Consider the following 14,885-nt stretch of genomic DNA (forward strand, 5'->3'; position numbering starts at 1 on the left):
CGTCTTCCCGCAGCCCCGGCAGCGGAAGCGCTGAACGCCAGCGACTTGACCATGACGAACGATACGAGTGTCCGAGCAATGCGGGCACTTCGTCGGGACGCGATCGGACAGCAAACGCGCCACCAGCCCCTGAGACCGCTGGCCCTGCAGCTTTGCCAGAACCTGCTCCTGCTGGGCCGGTGTCAGCCGTTCCGCTTCTGCCAGCCAACGCTTGAGTTCACGTGCGCGCATCCCGGTCTCCCGCCGCCCGAAACCTTCGAGCCGTGACGAAACCATGCAGGTAGGCAGGCTCACAGATTGAGACGATCAACAATCAACGCGAACAGCGCCTTTTTTTTTGCCACCGCAGGTAGCCGAGGTAGGTGGCGAACAGCGCGTCGGCGTTCTGGCGGTCGCGACGGGTGTCGTTGTCGGCGCTGACGAAGGGCGCAAACAGCCGCGAACGTGCATCGAAGCTGACGTTGTTCGGCAGTTCCCGCTCGCGGCAGGCCTCGTTGGCGGAGGTGCACTCCTCCAGCAGGCGCAGGCGCTGGGTGATTGCCAGCACGTGCTCGATGCCGGCGCGGCGCTGGTCGATGTCGGTGGCCAGCATCTGATCTTCGGGCGCCAGGATCAGGTTGGCAAAGTCGTCCACCACCCGCTGCTTGAGGCGGGCGATGTCGCTGTCGGCGCGGCGGATGCCGAAACTCAGCAGCGTCTCGCCCTGCGCCGCCTCCAGCGCTTCGATGGTGCGCCCGCAGCTGGCCACCCATTCGATGCGGCCGGTGGAGGTGCGGTTGGCCACCTCGGCGCAGGCGCTGTGGGTCTGCGCCAGCAGCGCGGCGTCGTCGCGATGCGCGGCCTTCAACCCGTAGGCGAACGAGGCCGACAGCCCCAGCATCGCCAGCACGCCGGCACCGGCAATCGCGATCCGGCCGGCGCTGCCGCGGAAGCTGGTGCCGGCCAGCGGCTGGTCGCTGGGCAGGAAGCGGGTGAACAGATCGGCCACGAAACCGCCCCCGCGATGCGTCGCGTTGGCCGCCGCGGCGAAGTACAGGCCGCGCCAGCGCGGGGTGCGCTGGAACGGATTGTCTTCCAGCATCAGGCCGACAAAGCGGATCAGTCCATCGTGGGCCAGCCGCAGCGATTCGACGAACTCGAACAAGCCGCGCCGCTGTTGCGGCGTGTGCTGGGCACGCAGCGCGGTCATCCGCAGCGCGTGCAGGCGGTCTTCGATCGGGCGCAGGATGTCGTCGAGGCGACCGCTGGCGGCCGCACTGACTACTTCGTTCTCGGCAAAGCGGTGCCCCAGCGCCTGCGCAAACGCTTCCGCCGGCAGGCTGGCGCGCAGCTGTTCGTACCCGGCCAGGCGCTCCAGCCCGGTGACCACGAAATACACCGGCATCTGTACCTGCAGGTGCTCCATCGCCTCGTCCACCAGCCGGCGCAGGCGGGTGGCGGTGTCCTTCAGCGCCTCCGCCGGGCCCAGCAGCGTCTGCACCGCCACCGCCACAACGATGCCGTTGAGCGGCAGCTTCTCGCGCTCGTCGGCCAGCTTCATCAGCGCCTGGTACCACAGCCCGCGATCCAGCCGCGCGCCGGTATCGCAGACCACCCGCGGGTGCATTTCGATGGCGATCATCGACTTGTGGAACCACCAGCGCCAGACATCGTCCGCCGCCATCGCTGCCTGTTCGGACGCAGGGAACGGCGATACCTCGCTGCCGGCGCGCAGCAGGCCATCGACGTTGGCATCGGCATCGCCGATGAACATCAGCCACGGGATGCGGTACAGCGGGGTGCGGCCCTGCGCGATTTCCGGTGCCCGCGCGATGGTGCGCTTGGCTTCGGCGATCGCGGCGGCCATCTTCGCCACCGGCTCGCGCTCGTCCTCGGCACTGCCGGGGCCTAGATCGCCGATGCGCTTGCGGGTGCGACCCTTCAGCGACGCCTTGCGCTGGCCGGCCATGAACCACCACAGCACCACCACCATCAGCACGCACAGGCCCAGCACCTGCCAGAAGCGCATCGGCAGCTGCGGCAGGATGGCCAGCGCCAGGAACACCAGCCCCGCCAGCACCACCAGCAGCAACAGGGTCACCGCGACGCGTCGCAGCCATGGCGATTTGGCACCATCCGCCCCCTTCGAATACAGCGAACCGATCCGCGCGAACACGTTGCCGACGGTGGAGAACAGGTTTTCCACGCTGGTGAGCGGATTCATGGCGCAACCTCCTGCGACACCGCTTCCGGTTCCGGCGCGGCGCATGCGACCAGCGCAGCCTGTTTGCGCGCGGGGTCTGTCTCCGGCTCGGTCTGCATGAACAGGTGCGAGGCCACCAGCCTGGCGTTGCCGTGGTTGTCCTCCAGCATCCGGCGCAGCATCGGCAGGTATTCCTGGGCGGTCTGGATCTCCGGCAGGGCGTCGCGATACAGCGGCGTGGGCGAGGCGATCACCGTGATCAGCTCCTGCCCGAACGGCGGGCAGACGGTCCAGGTCTTGCTGGTGGACGCGCCGACTTCAAACTGTTCCAGCGCACGGATCACGCGCCCGCTGTCGGGTTCGCCGGCATTCGGGTAGATGTGCGCCACGCCGCCGTTGACGGAGTAGTAGTCCACGTAGAGATAGCCTTCGTAGTTGGCCTGCTGCAGCTTCACGATCACGTTCTCGCCTTCGATGAAGCGGTCGGAATGGCCGGTGCTGGGGGTGATGGTGAGGTCGTGGCCGCTGTCGTCGTTGCGCGCCTTGTAAGGCGCCAGCACCTTGACCACTTCGCAGTGCGGCCAGATCCGCAGCTGCAGCTGGGCATCGACCGACTTCACCCCTTCGATGGACGCCACCTGCTGCTTCACCGCGGCCATGTCGTCGGGGCGGGACACGTAACCGGCCACCTTGACCGTGCCCTTGTCCTCGTCCGTCGTTGCGCTGAGGTCGGAACATTCGAACTTCGCCAGCACCTGCTGCACCGGCACCGTGATCGAAGGTTTCGGCGAAGCCAGCAGGATCCAGACCAGGTACGCCACCGGAATCAGCAGCGCGATGAGCGCGCCGATCCGCAGCAGGGTGCGATCCCACTGCCGCGGCAGCCGCGGACCGGCCGGATCCGCCACGCCATAGGGCTGCGGGGTGATCTTCTCCTCGCGCAGGGTATGGGTGGGCGCGGGCGCCACCGGCAGCTGGCGGCCGTGCAGCTCCTTGAGCTTGCCCAGCTCGCCGGTATCGCCGGTCTCGTAGTAGTACTGGCCGACGAATCCCACCAGCAGGGCGTGGTAATAGACCTCGCGCACCTCGTCCTGGTCCTGCTTGAGCGCGGACAGGTGGCTGAAGAACTCGTTGCCGGCATTGTTGGTGGTGAACATCGACACCTGCAGCGGCGCCGCGCCGCTGGTCAGCCACACCGGGTTGCGCGCCATGATCTCGTCGATCCAGGCCACCACCGCGAAGGCGGCATCGTCGACCTGTTCCGGACGCTTGCCATCGGCCAGCGCGGCAGCCTTGGCGCGTTCGATGAGTTCGCGCGCGCGCGCGGCCACTACCGCTGCGGCGTCGTTGGCCTGGCTGGCGGCGACGCTTTCGTCCATCGCCAGACCGAACGAGAACACCGGGGCGAAATGATGCAGGAGCCTGGCCATGGCTTACTCCTGCCCCGCGACCGGGAACAGCTTGATCACCGTGGACTCCGGCGGCAGGTCGGAGAACACCGCGATGTTGCGTCCGTTCTTGATCATCTGCCAGAACGGATGGGTGGTATCGACGAGGAAATAGGTGGTGTTCGGGCTCTTCTGCGGCAGCTCTTCCGGCGGCACCGGCAGCAGATCGATCTTCAGCCCGAACAACGCCGCCGACAGCAGCCGCGGCATCTCGTCCAGCGAGGCGATCTTGCCGGTCCGCGACAGCCGCGCGAACAGGTCCGCGCCCTTCTGCTCTGACTCGAAGGCGAGGTAGAAGCGGGTCTTGTCGCTTTCGAACAGGTTGGCCGGCAGGTCGGCGCGATAGAAGCGGCCATCGTATGCGAGGGTGATGCCGACCTCGGCGCCCACCGTCAGCGCCTTGATCAGCGCCTCGGCGCGATCGAAGCCGATCCGGAAGCAGCGCCGCAGGTCTTCGTGGTCGTAGTCCGGCAGTTCGGTTTCGCGCGGGTTGGCGGCCAGCTCGCCGAAATAGCCGATGTCCTCGGAGAACACCGAGAATTCCGCCACCAGCCGGCGCAGATCCTGATACATCGCATAGGCCGACACCGTGTTCAGCAGCGCATGTTCCTGGAACAGCGGGATGTGGCGGGCGAAGGTCTGCATCATCAGCACCCGCATCACCTCCTGCGCGCTGGTCGAGGCGGCGCGGATGCCGCGCTGGCGCTTGATCGCGGCGAAGTCCTGGCCGCGCGACACCAGCAGGTCGCGCAGCGCGCGCGTCCACCGCGTCAGGTTGTGCGAGGCCCCGATGGCGGTGGTCGGCGGAATGTAGTCGTGCGACAGCTTGTACTTGCCCGGCCCTGCCGGCAGCAGCTCGGCGAACTTGTAGCTGTCGGAGGCGCGCACGATCGCCTCGGCGTTCTCGTCCAGCCCGGTGACGATGTTGCCCTGGTACAGCAGGAACTCGATGTCGGCTTCCGGTGCCTGCGGATCGAACGGATCGGCCAGGTTCTCGGTGGTCAGCGCGTGGCGCGCCTGCAGCCGTTCGGAATCGCGCTGCGTCAGTCCCTGCAGGCTGCGTTCGGCGTTCAGCACCAGCCACAGCGGCACCGGCTCGTTGCCGTTGCTGCGCAGCTCGCCGATGTTGCGTTCCGGCACCCGCGCGTTGCCGGCGACGGTTTCCTGCGCGCCGCCGGACAGCCGCTCGCCGTTGCGGGTCACCAGCGTGAACCGCTCGATGTCGACCACCCCGCTGGCCAGCGCCTCCTCACGCAGGCGCAGCGTTTCGAAGCCCCACGGGAACGGCGTCAGCCGCAGGTGCAGCGCATGGCGTGCGGCCTGCGTCCAGGCGTCCTGCGCCTGCAGATGCTGCGGGCTCAGGAACGCACCCTGCCCCCAGTGGACTTGCCGATCACCGCTCATGCCGAATGCCATGCCAACTGCTCCCTGAGATCCACGAACACCCCTTCTGCGTTACAACGCAGGACGCCGCTCAAAACGGCACCGCCTCGATGCGATAGCCGTCGCTGCGCAGCCGCGCGAGCAAGCCCTGCGGGCCGACCAGATGGATCGCCCCGACCGCGACGAAACTCGCGCCGTCCTGGAATGCCGTCTCCAGCGGGCCGATCCAGCGCGCGTTGCGGTCCTCCAGCAGGCAGATCCGCGCGCGTTGCTCGATCGCCTTCGCGGCATCGTCCAGCCCGTCCATGCGGTCGATGCCGGACAGCCAGGCTTCCAGCACGCGGTTGCGGTAGAACGCCATCGCTTCCGCCGATTCGATGCGCAGCACCCATGACTTGCGCAGGCGCTCGTCCAGCACCTGCGCGTGCTCGCTGGCCGGCACGCAGTCCAGCGCCTGCAGCTGCTGCTCCAGCGTTTCCAGATGCAACATCCGCTTGCCGGCCGCGGCCGCAGTGCGCTGCAGGCGCGCGTCCGTGGTCGCGTCGCCGCCGTGTTCACCGCGCGCTTCCAGCAGCGCCAGCACCGCCCACGGCTTCATCCGCCGCAGGTCCTGCGGGTGGACGCCGGGCAGCAGCGCCTGCGCCTGCGCCATCCCGGCCGCGCCGATCATCGCGTCCAGCGGAGTGTCCTCGGGCAGCCAGCGGTAACCGTCGTACTCCGGCTTCCACGCCGAATCGATGTCCACTTCGTTGATGAAGGTAGCGCTGCCTTCGATCAGCTGCCCAAGCTGCACGTAGTCGATGCCCTGCTCTTCCGGCGTGCCGAAATGGATGGTGCCCAGCAGATAGCTGGCCGGCGGCGACACGGGCGGCGTGGCCGGCGCGGGCCCGCCGTCCGCCACCTGCGCCGGCAGCAGCGCGGGCAGCGGCGGGATCACCTTGAACAGCACCCCGCGTTCGCGCGACGCGGTGGCCATCGCGGCTGCGGCCTGGGCGTCGCCGGCCGCGGGCAATGGTGCGGTGGCCGCTGCGGCATCCGGGACTGGCGCCGCCGGCGCGGCGTCCTGCGCCGGCGGCCGCAGCTGTGCGCCGGCCGCTTCGCTGGCGGCATGCGCGGACACGCCGCGCAGCGCATCCTGCCGCGCCTGCACCGACAGCGACAACGACAACCCCAGCAACAGCGCGAGCAGCCGGCCGCGGCCCGGCCTGGTGGCGGGCAACGATCCATCGCGCTTGCGTGAAGCTGCGTGCTGCGGCATGACGGCGATCAGTTGGGGCAACGCCGGTCATGGCGCGCATCGCCGGCATTCTTCGTCCTGCGGCTTGTTCGCAGCCATATGCCGTAGGACGTATGTCGTTGGAACGGCGAAGAAACCTTGCTGGCCGCTCTGCGCGCCGTCTATCGTGAAAGAAGGAAGCGCCCTGCCACTCATCACCGGCGCGCGTCCCGTTCGCGCTCCAAGGAATGCCCAAGCCGGGCGCACGCATGCAGGTATCCACGTGAAAGTACTGCTGGCCGATGACCATCGCCTGATCATCGAAGGCGTCAAGCTCAAGCTCGCCGAATTGGATCCGGCGGTGGAAACCGTGGTGGCGATGAATCTGGATGAGCTGGAGCAGGCGCTGGCCGCGCACGCCGACTCGCTGGATCTGGCCCTGCTCGACATCGCCATGCCCGGCACCCAGGGCTTCGAGCACGTGGCGCGGCTGCGCGCCGAGGCACCGGGATTGCCGGTGATCGTGCTGTCCGGCTCGGAGGATGCGGAACTGATGCGCGCACTGATGGACCTGGGCGTGCTGGGCTTCATCCCCAAGGCCTATTCGCCGGACGTGATGCTGTCGGCGATCCGGCTGGTGCTGGCCGGCGGCCTCTACATCCCGCCGCTGCTGCTGGCCAGCGCGCAGGCGCAGGGTTGGCAGCCCGGCGCGGGCTCGCCTGCATCCGGCCGCGACGCCGCGGCGCACGCCGGCGAGTCGCATTCGCTGGATGGCCTGCGCCAGCTGCTGACCGAACGCCAGGTGGACGTGATGCGGCTGCTTTCGCAGGGCAAGCCGAACAAGCTGATCGCCCGCGACCTGGGAATCAGCGAAGGCACGGTGAAGATCCACCTGGCGGCGATCTTCCGCGCGCTGAACGTGCGCAACCGGGTCGAGGCGGTGGTGGCATCGCGCAAGTTGCAGGGGCTCTGAGGCGCACAAGCCCTGCACCACGCTTCGCCTATGGCCTCCGCCGTATTGTCCGGTGGCCCGCCGCAGCGCAGCCTGAGCGCAGGCACCGGCCCGCCGACGCGGCGAAGGAATGCGCATGATCCTGTTCAACACCCCTCGCTGTCCGGCCGCACCGCGGCGGCACGGCCGGCTCCGCCCCCTGCTGCTGGCGTTGGGCATGGCCACCAGCACCATCGGCGCTGCCCAGAGCGCACCGGAAGCGCCGACCAATCCAGACCTGGGCCCCGCTTTCGCCACCCGCAACGCGGCATACGTGCCGATCCTGCTGGACGAAATCCCGGGCTGGGAACACGAGGACTTCGAAGAAGTCTTCGCCAGCTTCAACACCAATTGCCGGGCGATGAAGCGGCGCAGCGCGTGGGCGCCGATCTGCGCCAAGCTCGCCAAGCTGCCGCACAACGAAGCCACCCTGCGGCAGTTCCTGCACGAGGAGTTCTTCGCCTACCAGATGCTGACACCGACGCGCAGCGCCACCGGCAAGCTGACCGGCTATTTCGAACCGTTGATCTCCGGTTCGCTGACCCGCCAGGGTGCCTACCGCTATCCGATCTACGCCACCCCGCCGGATCTGCTGATGGTCGACTCGCGCACCGTCGCCGGACAGGCCACGCGCTGGCTGAAGCGCGATGACGGCCGTCTGGTCGGCGCCGAGCGCGGCGACGCCGGCGCCCGCGAATACCGCATCGACCTCGGCGGCGCGTCGCCCAATCCGCGCGACAAGCGCTACCGCGTGCGCATCGACGGCAACACCGTGCGCGCCTATTACACCCGCCAGCAGATCGACGCCAACGCGCTGGCTGCGCCGGTGCTGGCCTGGGTGGCCGATCCGTACAAGCTCTATTCGATGCAGATCCAGGGCTCCGGCAAGATCCAGCTCAAGGATGGCGGGCTGATCCGGCTGGCCTATGCCGAGCAGAACGGACAGCCGTTCCTGCCCAACGCCACCCGTGGCGATGCCGACGCGATGCTGCTGGCGATCAAGGCACGCGGGCTGGATCAGCCGCTGGCGGTGGACATTCCCGGCGCCACCCGCGGGGTGAAGCGCCCCGGCAGCGATGCCGCGGTGGACGCCGAAGTGGCCCGGATCGTGGCCGCGCTGCAGGGCGGCGGCGCGACGTCGCCCTCCGCATCATCGACATCGGCGCGGATCAAGCCGAAGCCCAAGGGCAAGCGCCCGCCCGCGCAGGCGTCCACCACCGCGGCCCGGGTCGATGCGTCCGATGTGGAGGCGATGATCCAGCTGCTGCTGAACGCACCGGTGGCCGACACCGCGTATGTGGCGCCGGCGGAAGAGGAAGTGATCGCCGCGGCCACCACACCTGCCGCGACTGCAAGACCCGACCGCAACGACGACGCGCCAGCCGCGCGCATGGACATGTCCGATTTCGAAGGCAAGGGCGGCGGCAAGGCCGCGGGAAACGCCAGCGGCAGCGGCGTGGCGGTGCCCAGCACCGGCATCCTCGATCCCAGCTACGTGTTCTTCCGCCGCATCGGCGACGGCCCGGAAGGCCCGATCGGCGCGCTGGGCGTGCCGCTCAGCGCCGGCCGTTCGATGGCGGTGGACCCGCGCGCCACCCCGCTGGGCGCACCGGTGTTCATCGAGGGCACCCGCCCTGGCAGCAGCACGCCGATGCGCCGGCTGGTGTTCGCCCAGGACACCGGCGGCGCCATCCGCGGCAGCGTGCGCGGAGACTTCTTCTGGGGCTTCGGCGACAAGGCCGGCAAGATGGCGCTGGCCACCAACCAGCCGGTGCGGATGTGGCTGCTGCTGCCCAAGGCGGTGGCCGGCAGCGCCGCCGCCAGCGGCATCAAGACCCGCGGCGAAGGCGGCGGCCTGCGTGACTGCGCGGTGCCGGACGAGGAGCTGTGCGTGGAGGAGTGAGCCGGCGTCGTCGCGGCCGCCCCGGAGGGCATAGACCATCCGGCGAATGGCCGCGCCGGGCGGCGCTCACTAGCCTGTGTGCTCGCCCGCCGCGCGCCGCGCGGGCCCGGCCAACGCCGCAGGACCGCCATGCTCGACGATCTGCTGCCCTACTACGAGAACGAACTGACCTACCTTCGGCGGCTGTCGAAGGAGTTCGCCGCGCACTACCCCAAGATCGCCTCGCGGCTGCAGATGGAAGGCGAGGCCTGCGAGGATCCCCACGTCGAGCGGATGATCGAGTCGTTCTCGTTCCTGACCGCGCGCATCCACAAGAAGCTGGACGACGAATTCCCGCAGATCACCGAGGCGATGCTGTCGGTGCTGTACCCGCACTTCCTGCGCCCGGTGCCGTCGATGTCGGTGGCGCAGCTGGCGCTGGCGGCTGGCGCCGACATCAACGAAATGCAGGAAATGCCGCGCCACAGCGAACTGCTGACGCGGCCGGTGCAGGGCCTGCCGATCCGCTATCGCACCGCCTATCCGGTGCAGGTGTGGCCGATCCGGGTGGCGCAGGCGCAGCTGGAAGCAGCCGAACGCTCGGCCTTCGCGGTGACCCGCAACGACACCGTCGCCACCCTGCGTCTGCGCATCGAGGCCACCGGCCAGCTGCCGCTGTCGCAGCTGCCGATCCGCCAGCTGCGCTTATATCTGGATGGTGAAAGCCCGCTGGTGCACGCGCTGCACGAACTGCTGCTCAATTCGTCTGCCGGCATCACCCTGCGCGCGCCGGACGATGCGCCGCAGGTGCCGCCGCTGCGCCTGCCGCCGGGCAGCCTGCGCCCGGTCGGTTTCGCCGAAGACGAGGCCCTGCTCGACTACGACCCGCGTTCGTTCCTCGGCTACCGGCTGATCCAGGAATACTTCGTGCTGCCGGAGAAATTCCTGTTCGTGGACCTGGCCGGGCTGGACCTGTCGCGATTCGACCGCGCGCTGGAAATCGCCATCGAGTTCAATGCCTTCGGCCGGCCGGAGCGGCTGGCGCGGCTGGAACAGACCGTGTCCGCGGACACCTTCCGGCTGTTCTGCACGCCGGTGGTCAACCTGTTCAAGCAGCAGGGCGAACCGATCCGGCTGTCGCAGGAACGCCACGAATACCAGATCGTCCCAGACGTGCGCCGGCCGCTGGGGCTGGAGGTGTATTCGGTGGACTGGGTGCGCAAGTTCAGCCGCGGCCCCGGCGGCAACGATTCGGTCGAGTTCCATCCCGCCTATTCGGTGCAGCACGGCCTGCACGACGACGGCAACGGCCATTACTGGTACCTGCAGCGGCGGCCGTCGCTGCTGCCGGGGGATGACGGCGCCGACGTGATGCTGAGCCTGGTCGACCGCGACATGAACCCGCGCGCGCCCGGCGTGGACACGCTCTCGGTCAGCCTGACCTGCACCAACCGCGACCTGCCCGCGCAGCTCCCGTTCGGCGGCGACGACAGCCTGCTGCAGCCCGAACAGGGCGGCGTGATCGCCTCCGCACGGCTGCTGAAGAAACCCAGCCCGACCTGGCGCGCACCGATGCGGCAGGCCAACCAGTGGCGGCTGATCTCGCACCTGTCGCTGAACCATCTGTCGATCGTCGATGGCGGACGCGAAGCGCTGCTGGAAATCCTCAACCTCTACAACTTCGCCGACTCCGGCAGCCTGCGCAAACAGATCGCCGGCATCACCCGCGTCGGCGGGCATCCGTCGGTGACCCGCATCGGCCGCGCGCCGCGGCAGGCGTTCGTCCGCGGCACAGAAATCGAACTGGATTTCGACGAAAACCAGTACGTGGGCTCCGGCGTTTACCTGATGGCCTGCGTGCTGGATCACTTCTTCGGGCTCTACTGCACCGCCAACTCCTACACCCGCCTGAGCGTGCGCAGCGAGCAGCGCGAGGACTGGCTGGTGCGCTTCGCGCCGCGCAGCGGGAGCCTGCCGCTGGTATGAGCGACGACATTGCAGCCGCCGCGCCCACCGCCACCGAGCCGCGCGACATCGACCCGATGCGCCCGGCGCTGGAACGGCTGCAGGCGCAGCCGGGGCGGTTCGGCTTCTTCCAGGCGGTGCGATTGCTGTACGGCGCCAACGGTTTCGACGGCCGCGGCAGCGGCGCGCGTCCCGGCCCGCTGCGTTTCACCGCCCCGGCGTCGCTGGCGTTCCCCGTTTCGGAGCTGGCCGCGATCGACGGCCACGACCGCGACACCCGCGTCTGCGTCAACTTCATGGGCCTCACCGGCCCCTCGGGGGTGCTGCCGCGCAGCTACACCGAGCTGTTGATCGCGCGCAGGCTGGATCGCGATCGCGGCGCGCAGGAATTCCTCGACATCTTCAACCACCGGCTGGTGGCGTTGTTCTGGCTGGCCTGGGCCAAACACCGGCCGGAAATCGGCCGCGAGTTCGGCTTCCAGAACTCGGTGCTGCGCTATCTGGAGCACCTGGTCGGGCTGGGCACGCCGGCGCTGCAGGCGCGGCTTCACCCAGGCAAGCACGGCACCACCGGGGCCAAGCCGCTGCCCGGCGCAGCGATGGCGTATTTCTCCGGCCTGATCGCGCAGCGCCCACACGGCGAACGCGCGATCGCGCAGGTGGTGTCGGCGGTGGTCGGCGCGCCGGTGGAAGCACGTGGTTGCCTGGGCACCTGGCAGACCATCACCGACGAGGCCCGCACCCGGCTGGGCCGCAACGGCCACCAGCTGGGCGCAGGTTGCGTGCTGGGCGCGCGCTACTGGGACCGCCAGACCACGCTGCGGCTGACCGTTGGCCCCCTGCGGCGCGACAAGTTCAACGCCCTGCTGCCGCGCGGCGAACGCCTGGGCGACGTGATCGAACTCACCCGTTTCCTCACCGGGCTGGCGCTCGACCTGCGCGTGCGCCTGTCGCTGCGTGCCGATGAAGTACCGCCGCTGCGGCTGGGCGCGCGCGGCGCCGACCGCCCACAGCTGGGCTGGAACACCTGGCTGCGCGGGCCGCCCCGCCAGCAACCCGCAACCGACGCCGAATTCCACTTTTCCGCAATGGGAGGCCAGTCATGGCACTGAATCTGCGCGCGCTGATCGCACGCCTCAACCCCACCGTCCGCAGCGCGATGGAGGGCGCGGCCGGCCTGTGCATGTCGCGCGGACACTACGAAGTGGAAGTGGAGCACGTGCTGGCCAAGTTGATGGAGGTCGAGAACAGCGACATCCGCCGCATCCTGCGCCAATTCGAGATCGCCCCGGAGGCGCTGGAGCGCGAGCTGGGCAAGGCGCTGGACGGCTTCAAGAGCGGCAACCAGCGCACCCCGGCGCTGTCGGCGATGCTGCCCAAGCTGTTCGAAGCGGCGTGGGGCTGGGCCTCGATCGAATTCGGCGAAGCAAGGATCCGCAGCGGCCACGTGCTGATCGCACTGCTGGCCGATGCCGAACTGCGCCGGCTGGTGTCGGTGAGCGCGCGCTCGCTGGAGAAGATCAACCTCGAAACCCTGACCAAGAACTTCCACGCCCTGACCGAGGCATCTTCGGAAGCAAAGGACGCGCGCGCGCTCGGCGATACCGGCGCAGCGACGGTCGGCGGCGATGCAGCCACGCCGGGCGCGGCCGCCGGCGGCGGCAAGCCCAGCCGGACGCCCAACCTCGACCAGTACTGCATCAACCTGACCCAGCGCGCGCGCGAAGGCCAGCTGGACCCGGTGCTCGGCCGCGATGCCGAAATCCGCCTGATGATCGACGTGCTGACCCGTCGCCGCCAGAACAATCCCATCCTCACCGGCGAGGCCGGCGTCGGCAAGACCGCGGTGGTCGAAGGCCTGGCCCTGCGCATCGCCCAGGACGACGTGCCGCCGCAGCTGCAGGGCGTGGAGCTGCTGTCGCTGGACCTGGGCCTGCTGCAGGCCGGCGCCTCGGTGAAAGGCGAATTCGAGAACCGGCTGAAGAGCGTGATCGAAGAGGTCAAGTCCAGCCCGAAGCCGATCATCATGTTCATCGACGAGGCGCACACCCTGATCGGCGCCGGCGGCGCCGCCGGGCAGAACGACGCGGCCAACCTGCTCAAGCCGGCGCTGGCCCGCGGCGAGATGCGCACGATCGCCGCCACCACGTGGAGCGAATACAAGAAGTACTTCGAGAAGGACCCCGCCCTGACCCGCCGCTTCCAGGTGGTGAAGGTGGACGAACCCGACGACGAAAAAGCCGTGTCGATGCTGCGTGGCGTCGGCCGGGCGATGGCCGCGCACCACAAGGTGCGCATCCTCGACGAGGCGATCACCGAGGCGGTGAAGCTGAGCTCGCGCTTCATCCCCGGCCGCCAGCTACCGGACAAGGCGGTCAGCGTGCTCGACACCGCCTGCGCCAAGATCGCGATCGGCCAGAACGCCACCCCGGCGCGGATCGAGGACGCGCGTCGCCGGCTGGACGTGCTGGCCACCGAGCGCACGCAGCTGGAGAACGAGCAGGCCGGCGGCGCCGATCACGGCAAGCGGCTGGGCGAGATCGCCGACGAATCGACGAAGCTCGGCCAGTCGCTGGCCGCCGACGAGGCCCGTTTCGCGCAGGAAAAGGAACTGGTGGCGAAGATCCACGCCGAGCTTGACCGCATCGAAGCGCTGCCCGAGGGCGATGCCGCGCGCGCCGACGCGCTGGCCACGCTCAACGCCGCGCGCGCTGAACTGAAGGCGCTGCAGGGCTTCGAACCGATGATCCTGCCGGTGGTGGATTCGTCGGCGGTGGCGCAGATCATCGCCGGCTGGACCGGCATCCCCGTCGGGCGCATGGTTGCCGACGAGATCCAGACCGTGCTCCGGCTCAAGGAGACGCTGGAGCAGCGGGTGATCGGGCAGAGCCATGCGCTGGATGCCATCGCCCAACGCGTGCGCACCTCGCGCGCCAACCTCGAGGATCCGGACAAGCCCAAAGGCGTGTTCCTGCTGGTCGGCACCTCCGGCGTCGGCAAGACCGAAACCGCGATCGCGCTGGCCGATGCCCTGTACGGCGGCGAGCGCAGCATGATCACCATCGCCATGTCCGAATACCAGGAGGCGCATACGGTCTCCAGCCTCAAGGGCAGCCCGCCCGGCTACGTCGGCTACGGCGAGGGCGGCGTGCTGACCGAAGCGGTGCGGCGCCGGCCGTATTCGGTGGTGCTGCTGGATGAAATCGAGAAGGCCCATCCCGACGTGCTGGAGCTGTTCTTCCAGGTCTTCGACAAGGGCCGCATGGAAGATGGCGAAGGCCGCGAGATCGACTTCCGCAACACCCTGATCATCCTCACCTCCAACGCCGGCACCGACCTGGTGATGCAGGCCTGCAGCGAGTCCGAGGAGCTGCCCACCGTCGAGTCCCTCAACGAACTGCTCAAGCCCGAACTCAACCGGGTGTTCAAGCCGGCCTTCCTCGGCCGCACCGCGGTGGTGCCCTACTACCCGCTGCGCGACGCGGACATGCGCAAGATCGTGCGGCTCAAACTCAACAAGATCGGCAAGCGGATCCGCGCCAACCACGGCGCGGTGTTCGAATACGACGATGCGGTGGTGGACGCGATCGCCGATCGCTGCACCGAGGTCGATTCCGGCGCCCGCAACATCGACAACATCCTCACCGGCACGGTGCTGCCGGAGGTTTCCGGCTACGTGCTGGAGCGGATGGCTGAAGGCGGCGGCGTCCACGGCATCCGCATCGGCGTCGTCGACGGCGGCCGCTTCGACTATGCGGTGACCTGAGGCGCGCGCACGCCGCACGCCGGCGTGCGACCTAGCCCGTCCGCCCTATGCC

Annotated in this window: 10 protein-coding genes; 5 read left to right on the top strand and 5 right to left on the bottom strand. The window is 69.0% G+C overall.

Annotated features, from left to right (window positions below; translation table 11 throughout):
* The 5 genes from G582_RS17830 to G582_RS0104150 form a co-directional block, all read right to left on the bottom strand.
* A partial coding sequence (locus G582_RS17830) for an IS1 family transposase (protein ID WP_169380553.1) occupies positions 1–231 on the bottom strand: 231 nt, incomplete at its 3' end.
* Between the two features lie 82 nt (positions 232–313).
* Positions 314–2,203, bottom strand: coding sequence for a type VI secretion system protein (locus G582_RS17105; RefSeq protein WP_051246645.1), 1,890 nt, complete (start codon positions 2,201–2,203; stop codon positions 314–316).
* Positions 2,200–3,612: a DotU family type IV/VI secretion system protein gene (locus tag G582_RS15425; protein ID WP_051246647.1), complete on the bottom strand. Its 1,413-nt coding sequence runs from the start codon at positions 3,610–3,612 to the stop codon at positions 2,200–2,202. The genes G582_RS17105 and G582_RS15425 overlap by 4 nt, the downstream gene beginning before the upstream one ends.
* A gap of 3 nt (positions 3,613–3,615) precedes the next feature.
* Positions 3,616–5,046, bottom strand: coding sequence for a type VI secretion system baseplate subunit TssK (gene tssK, locus G582_RS0104145; protein ID WP_083960941.1), 1,431 nt, complete (start codon positions 5,044–5,046; stop codon positions 3,616–3,618).
* A 58-nt stretch (positions 5,047–5,104) separates the two neighbouring features.
* Positions 5,105–6,232 (bottom strand): TraB/GumN family protein, encoded by a 1,128-nt coding sequence (locus tag G582_RS0104150; protein WP_156880251.1) that lies wholly within the window; start codon positions 6,230–6,232, stop codon positions 5,105–5,107.
* A 280-nt stretch (positions 6,233–6,512) separates the two neighbouring features.
* On the opposite strand from G582_RS0104150, the gene G582_RS0104155 reads away from it, so the two are divergent.
* The 5 genes from G582_RS0104155 to tssH all read left to right on the top strand — a co-directional run bounded on the left by G582_RS0104155 (position 6,513) and on the right by tssH (position 14,833).
* Entirely contained in the window at positions 6,513–7,202 is a 690-nt protein-coding gene (locus G582_RS0104155; protein WP_028838757.1) for a response regulator, read from the top strand.
* Positions 7,203–7,317: 115 nt separating this feature from the next.
* Positions 7,318–9,123 (top strand): MltA domain-containing protein, encoded by a 1,806-nt coding sequence (locus G582_RS18290; protein ID WP_028838758.1) that lies wholly within the window; start codon positions 7,318–7,320, stop codon positions 9,121–9,123.
* Between the two features lie 129 nt (positions 9,124–9,252).
* Positions 9,253–11,088: a type VI secretion system baseplate subunit TssF gene (gene tssF, locus G582_RS0104165; protein WP_028838759.1), complete on the top strand. Its 1,836-nt coding sequence runs from the start codon at positions 9,253–9,255 to the stop codon at positions 11,086–11,088.
* Complete coding sequence (gene tssG, locus G582_RS15435) at positions 11,085–12,179, top strand: type VI secretion system baseplate subunit TssG (RefSeq protein ID WP_051246649.1); 1,095 nt, start codon at positions 11,085–11,087, stop codon at positions 12,177–12,179. Before tssF ends, tssG begins: the two co-directional genes overlap by 4 nt.
* Positions 12,170–14,833, top strand: coding sequence for a type VI secretion system ATPase TssH (gene tssH / locus G582_RS0104175; RefSeq protein WP_156880253.1), 2,664 nt, complete (start codon positions 12,170–12,172; stop codon positions 14,831–14,833). The genes tssG and tssH overlap by 10 nt, the downstream gene beginning before the upstream one ends.
* Positions 14,834–14,885 lie beyond the last annotated feature (52 nt).

Source organism: Thermomonas fusca DSM 15424 (genome assembly GCF_000423885.1).
Taxonomy (GTDB): domain Bacteria; phylum Pseudomonadota; class Gammaproteobacteria; order Xanthomonadales; family Xanthomonadaceae; genus Thermomonas; species Thermomonas fusca.

What these genes read in the sequence shown, in the direction of transcription:
- G582_RS17105 (WP_051246645.1), bottom strand. Translation starts at nt 2,203, where the DNA reads ATGAATCCGCTCACCAGCGTGGAAAACCTGTTCTCCACCGTCGGCAAC.
- tssH (WP_156880253.1), top strand. Translation starts at nt 12,170, where the DNA reads ATGGCACTGAATCTGCGCGCGCTGATCGCACGCCTCAACCCCACCGTC.
- G582_RS18290 (WP_028838758.1), top strand. Translation starts at nt 7,318, where the DNA reads ATGATCCTGTTCAACACCCCTCGCTGTCCGGCCGCACCGCGGCGGCAC.
- G582_RS15425 (WP_051246647.1), bottom strand. Translation starts at nt 3,612, where the DNA reads ATGGCCAGGCTCCTGCATCATTTCGCCCCGGTGTTCTCGTTCGGTCTG.
- tssF (WP_028838759.1), top strand. Translation starts at nt 9,253, where the DNA reads ATGCTCGACGATCTGCTGCCCTACTACGAGAACGAACTGACCTACCTT.
- tssK (WP_083960941.1), bottom strand. Translation starts at nt 5,046, where the DNA reads ATGGCATTCGGCATGAGCGGTGATCGGCAAGTCCACTGGGGGCAGGGT.
- tssG (WP_051246649.1), top strand. Translation starts at nt 11,085, where the DNA reads ATGAGCGACGACATTGCAGCCGCCGCGCCCACCGCCACCGAGCCGCGC.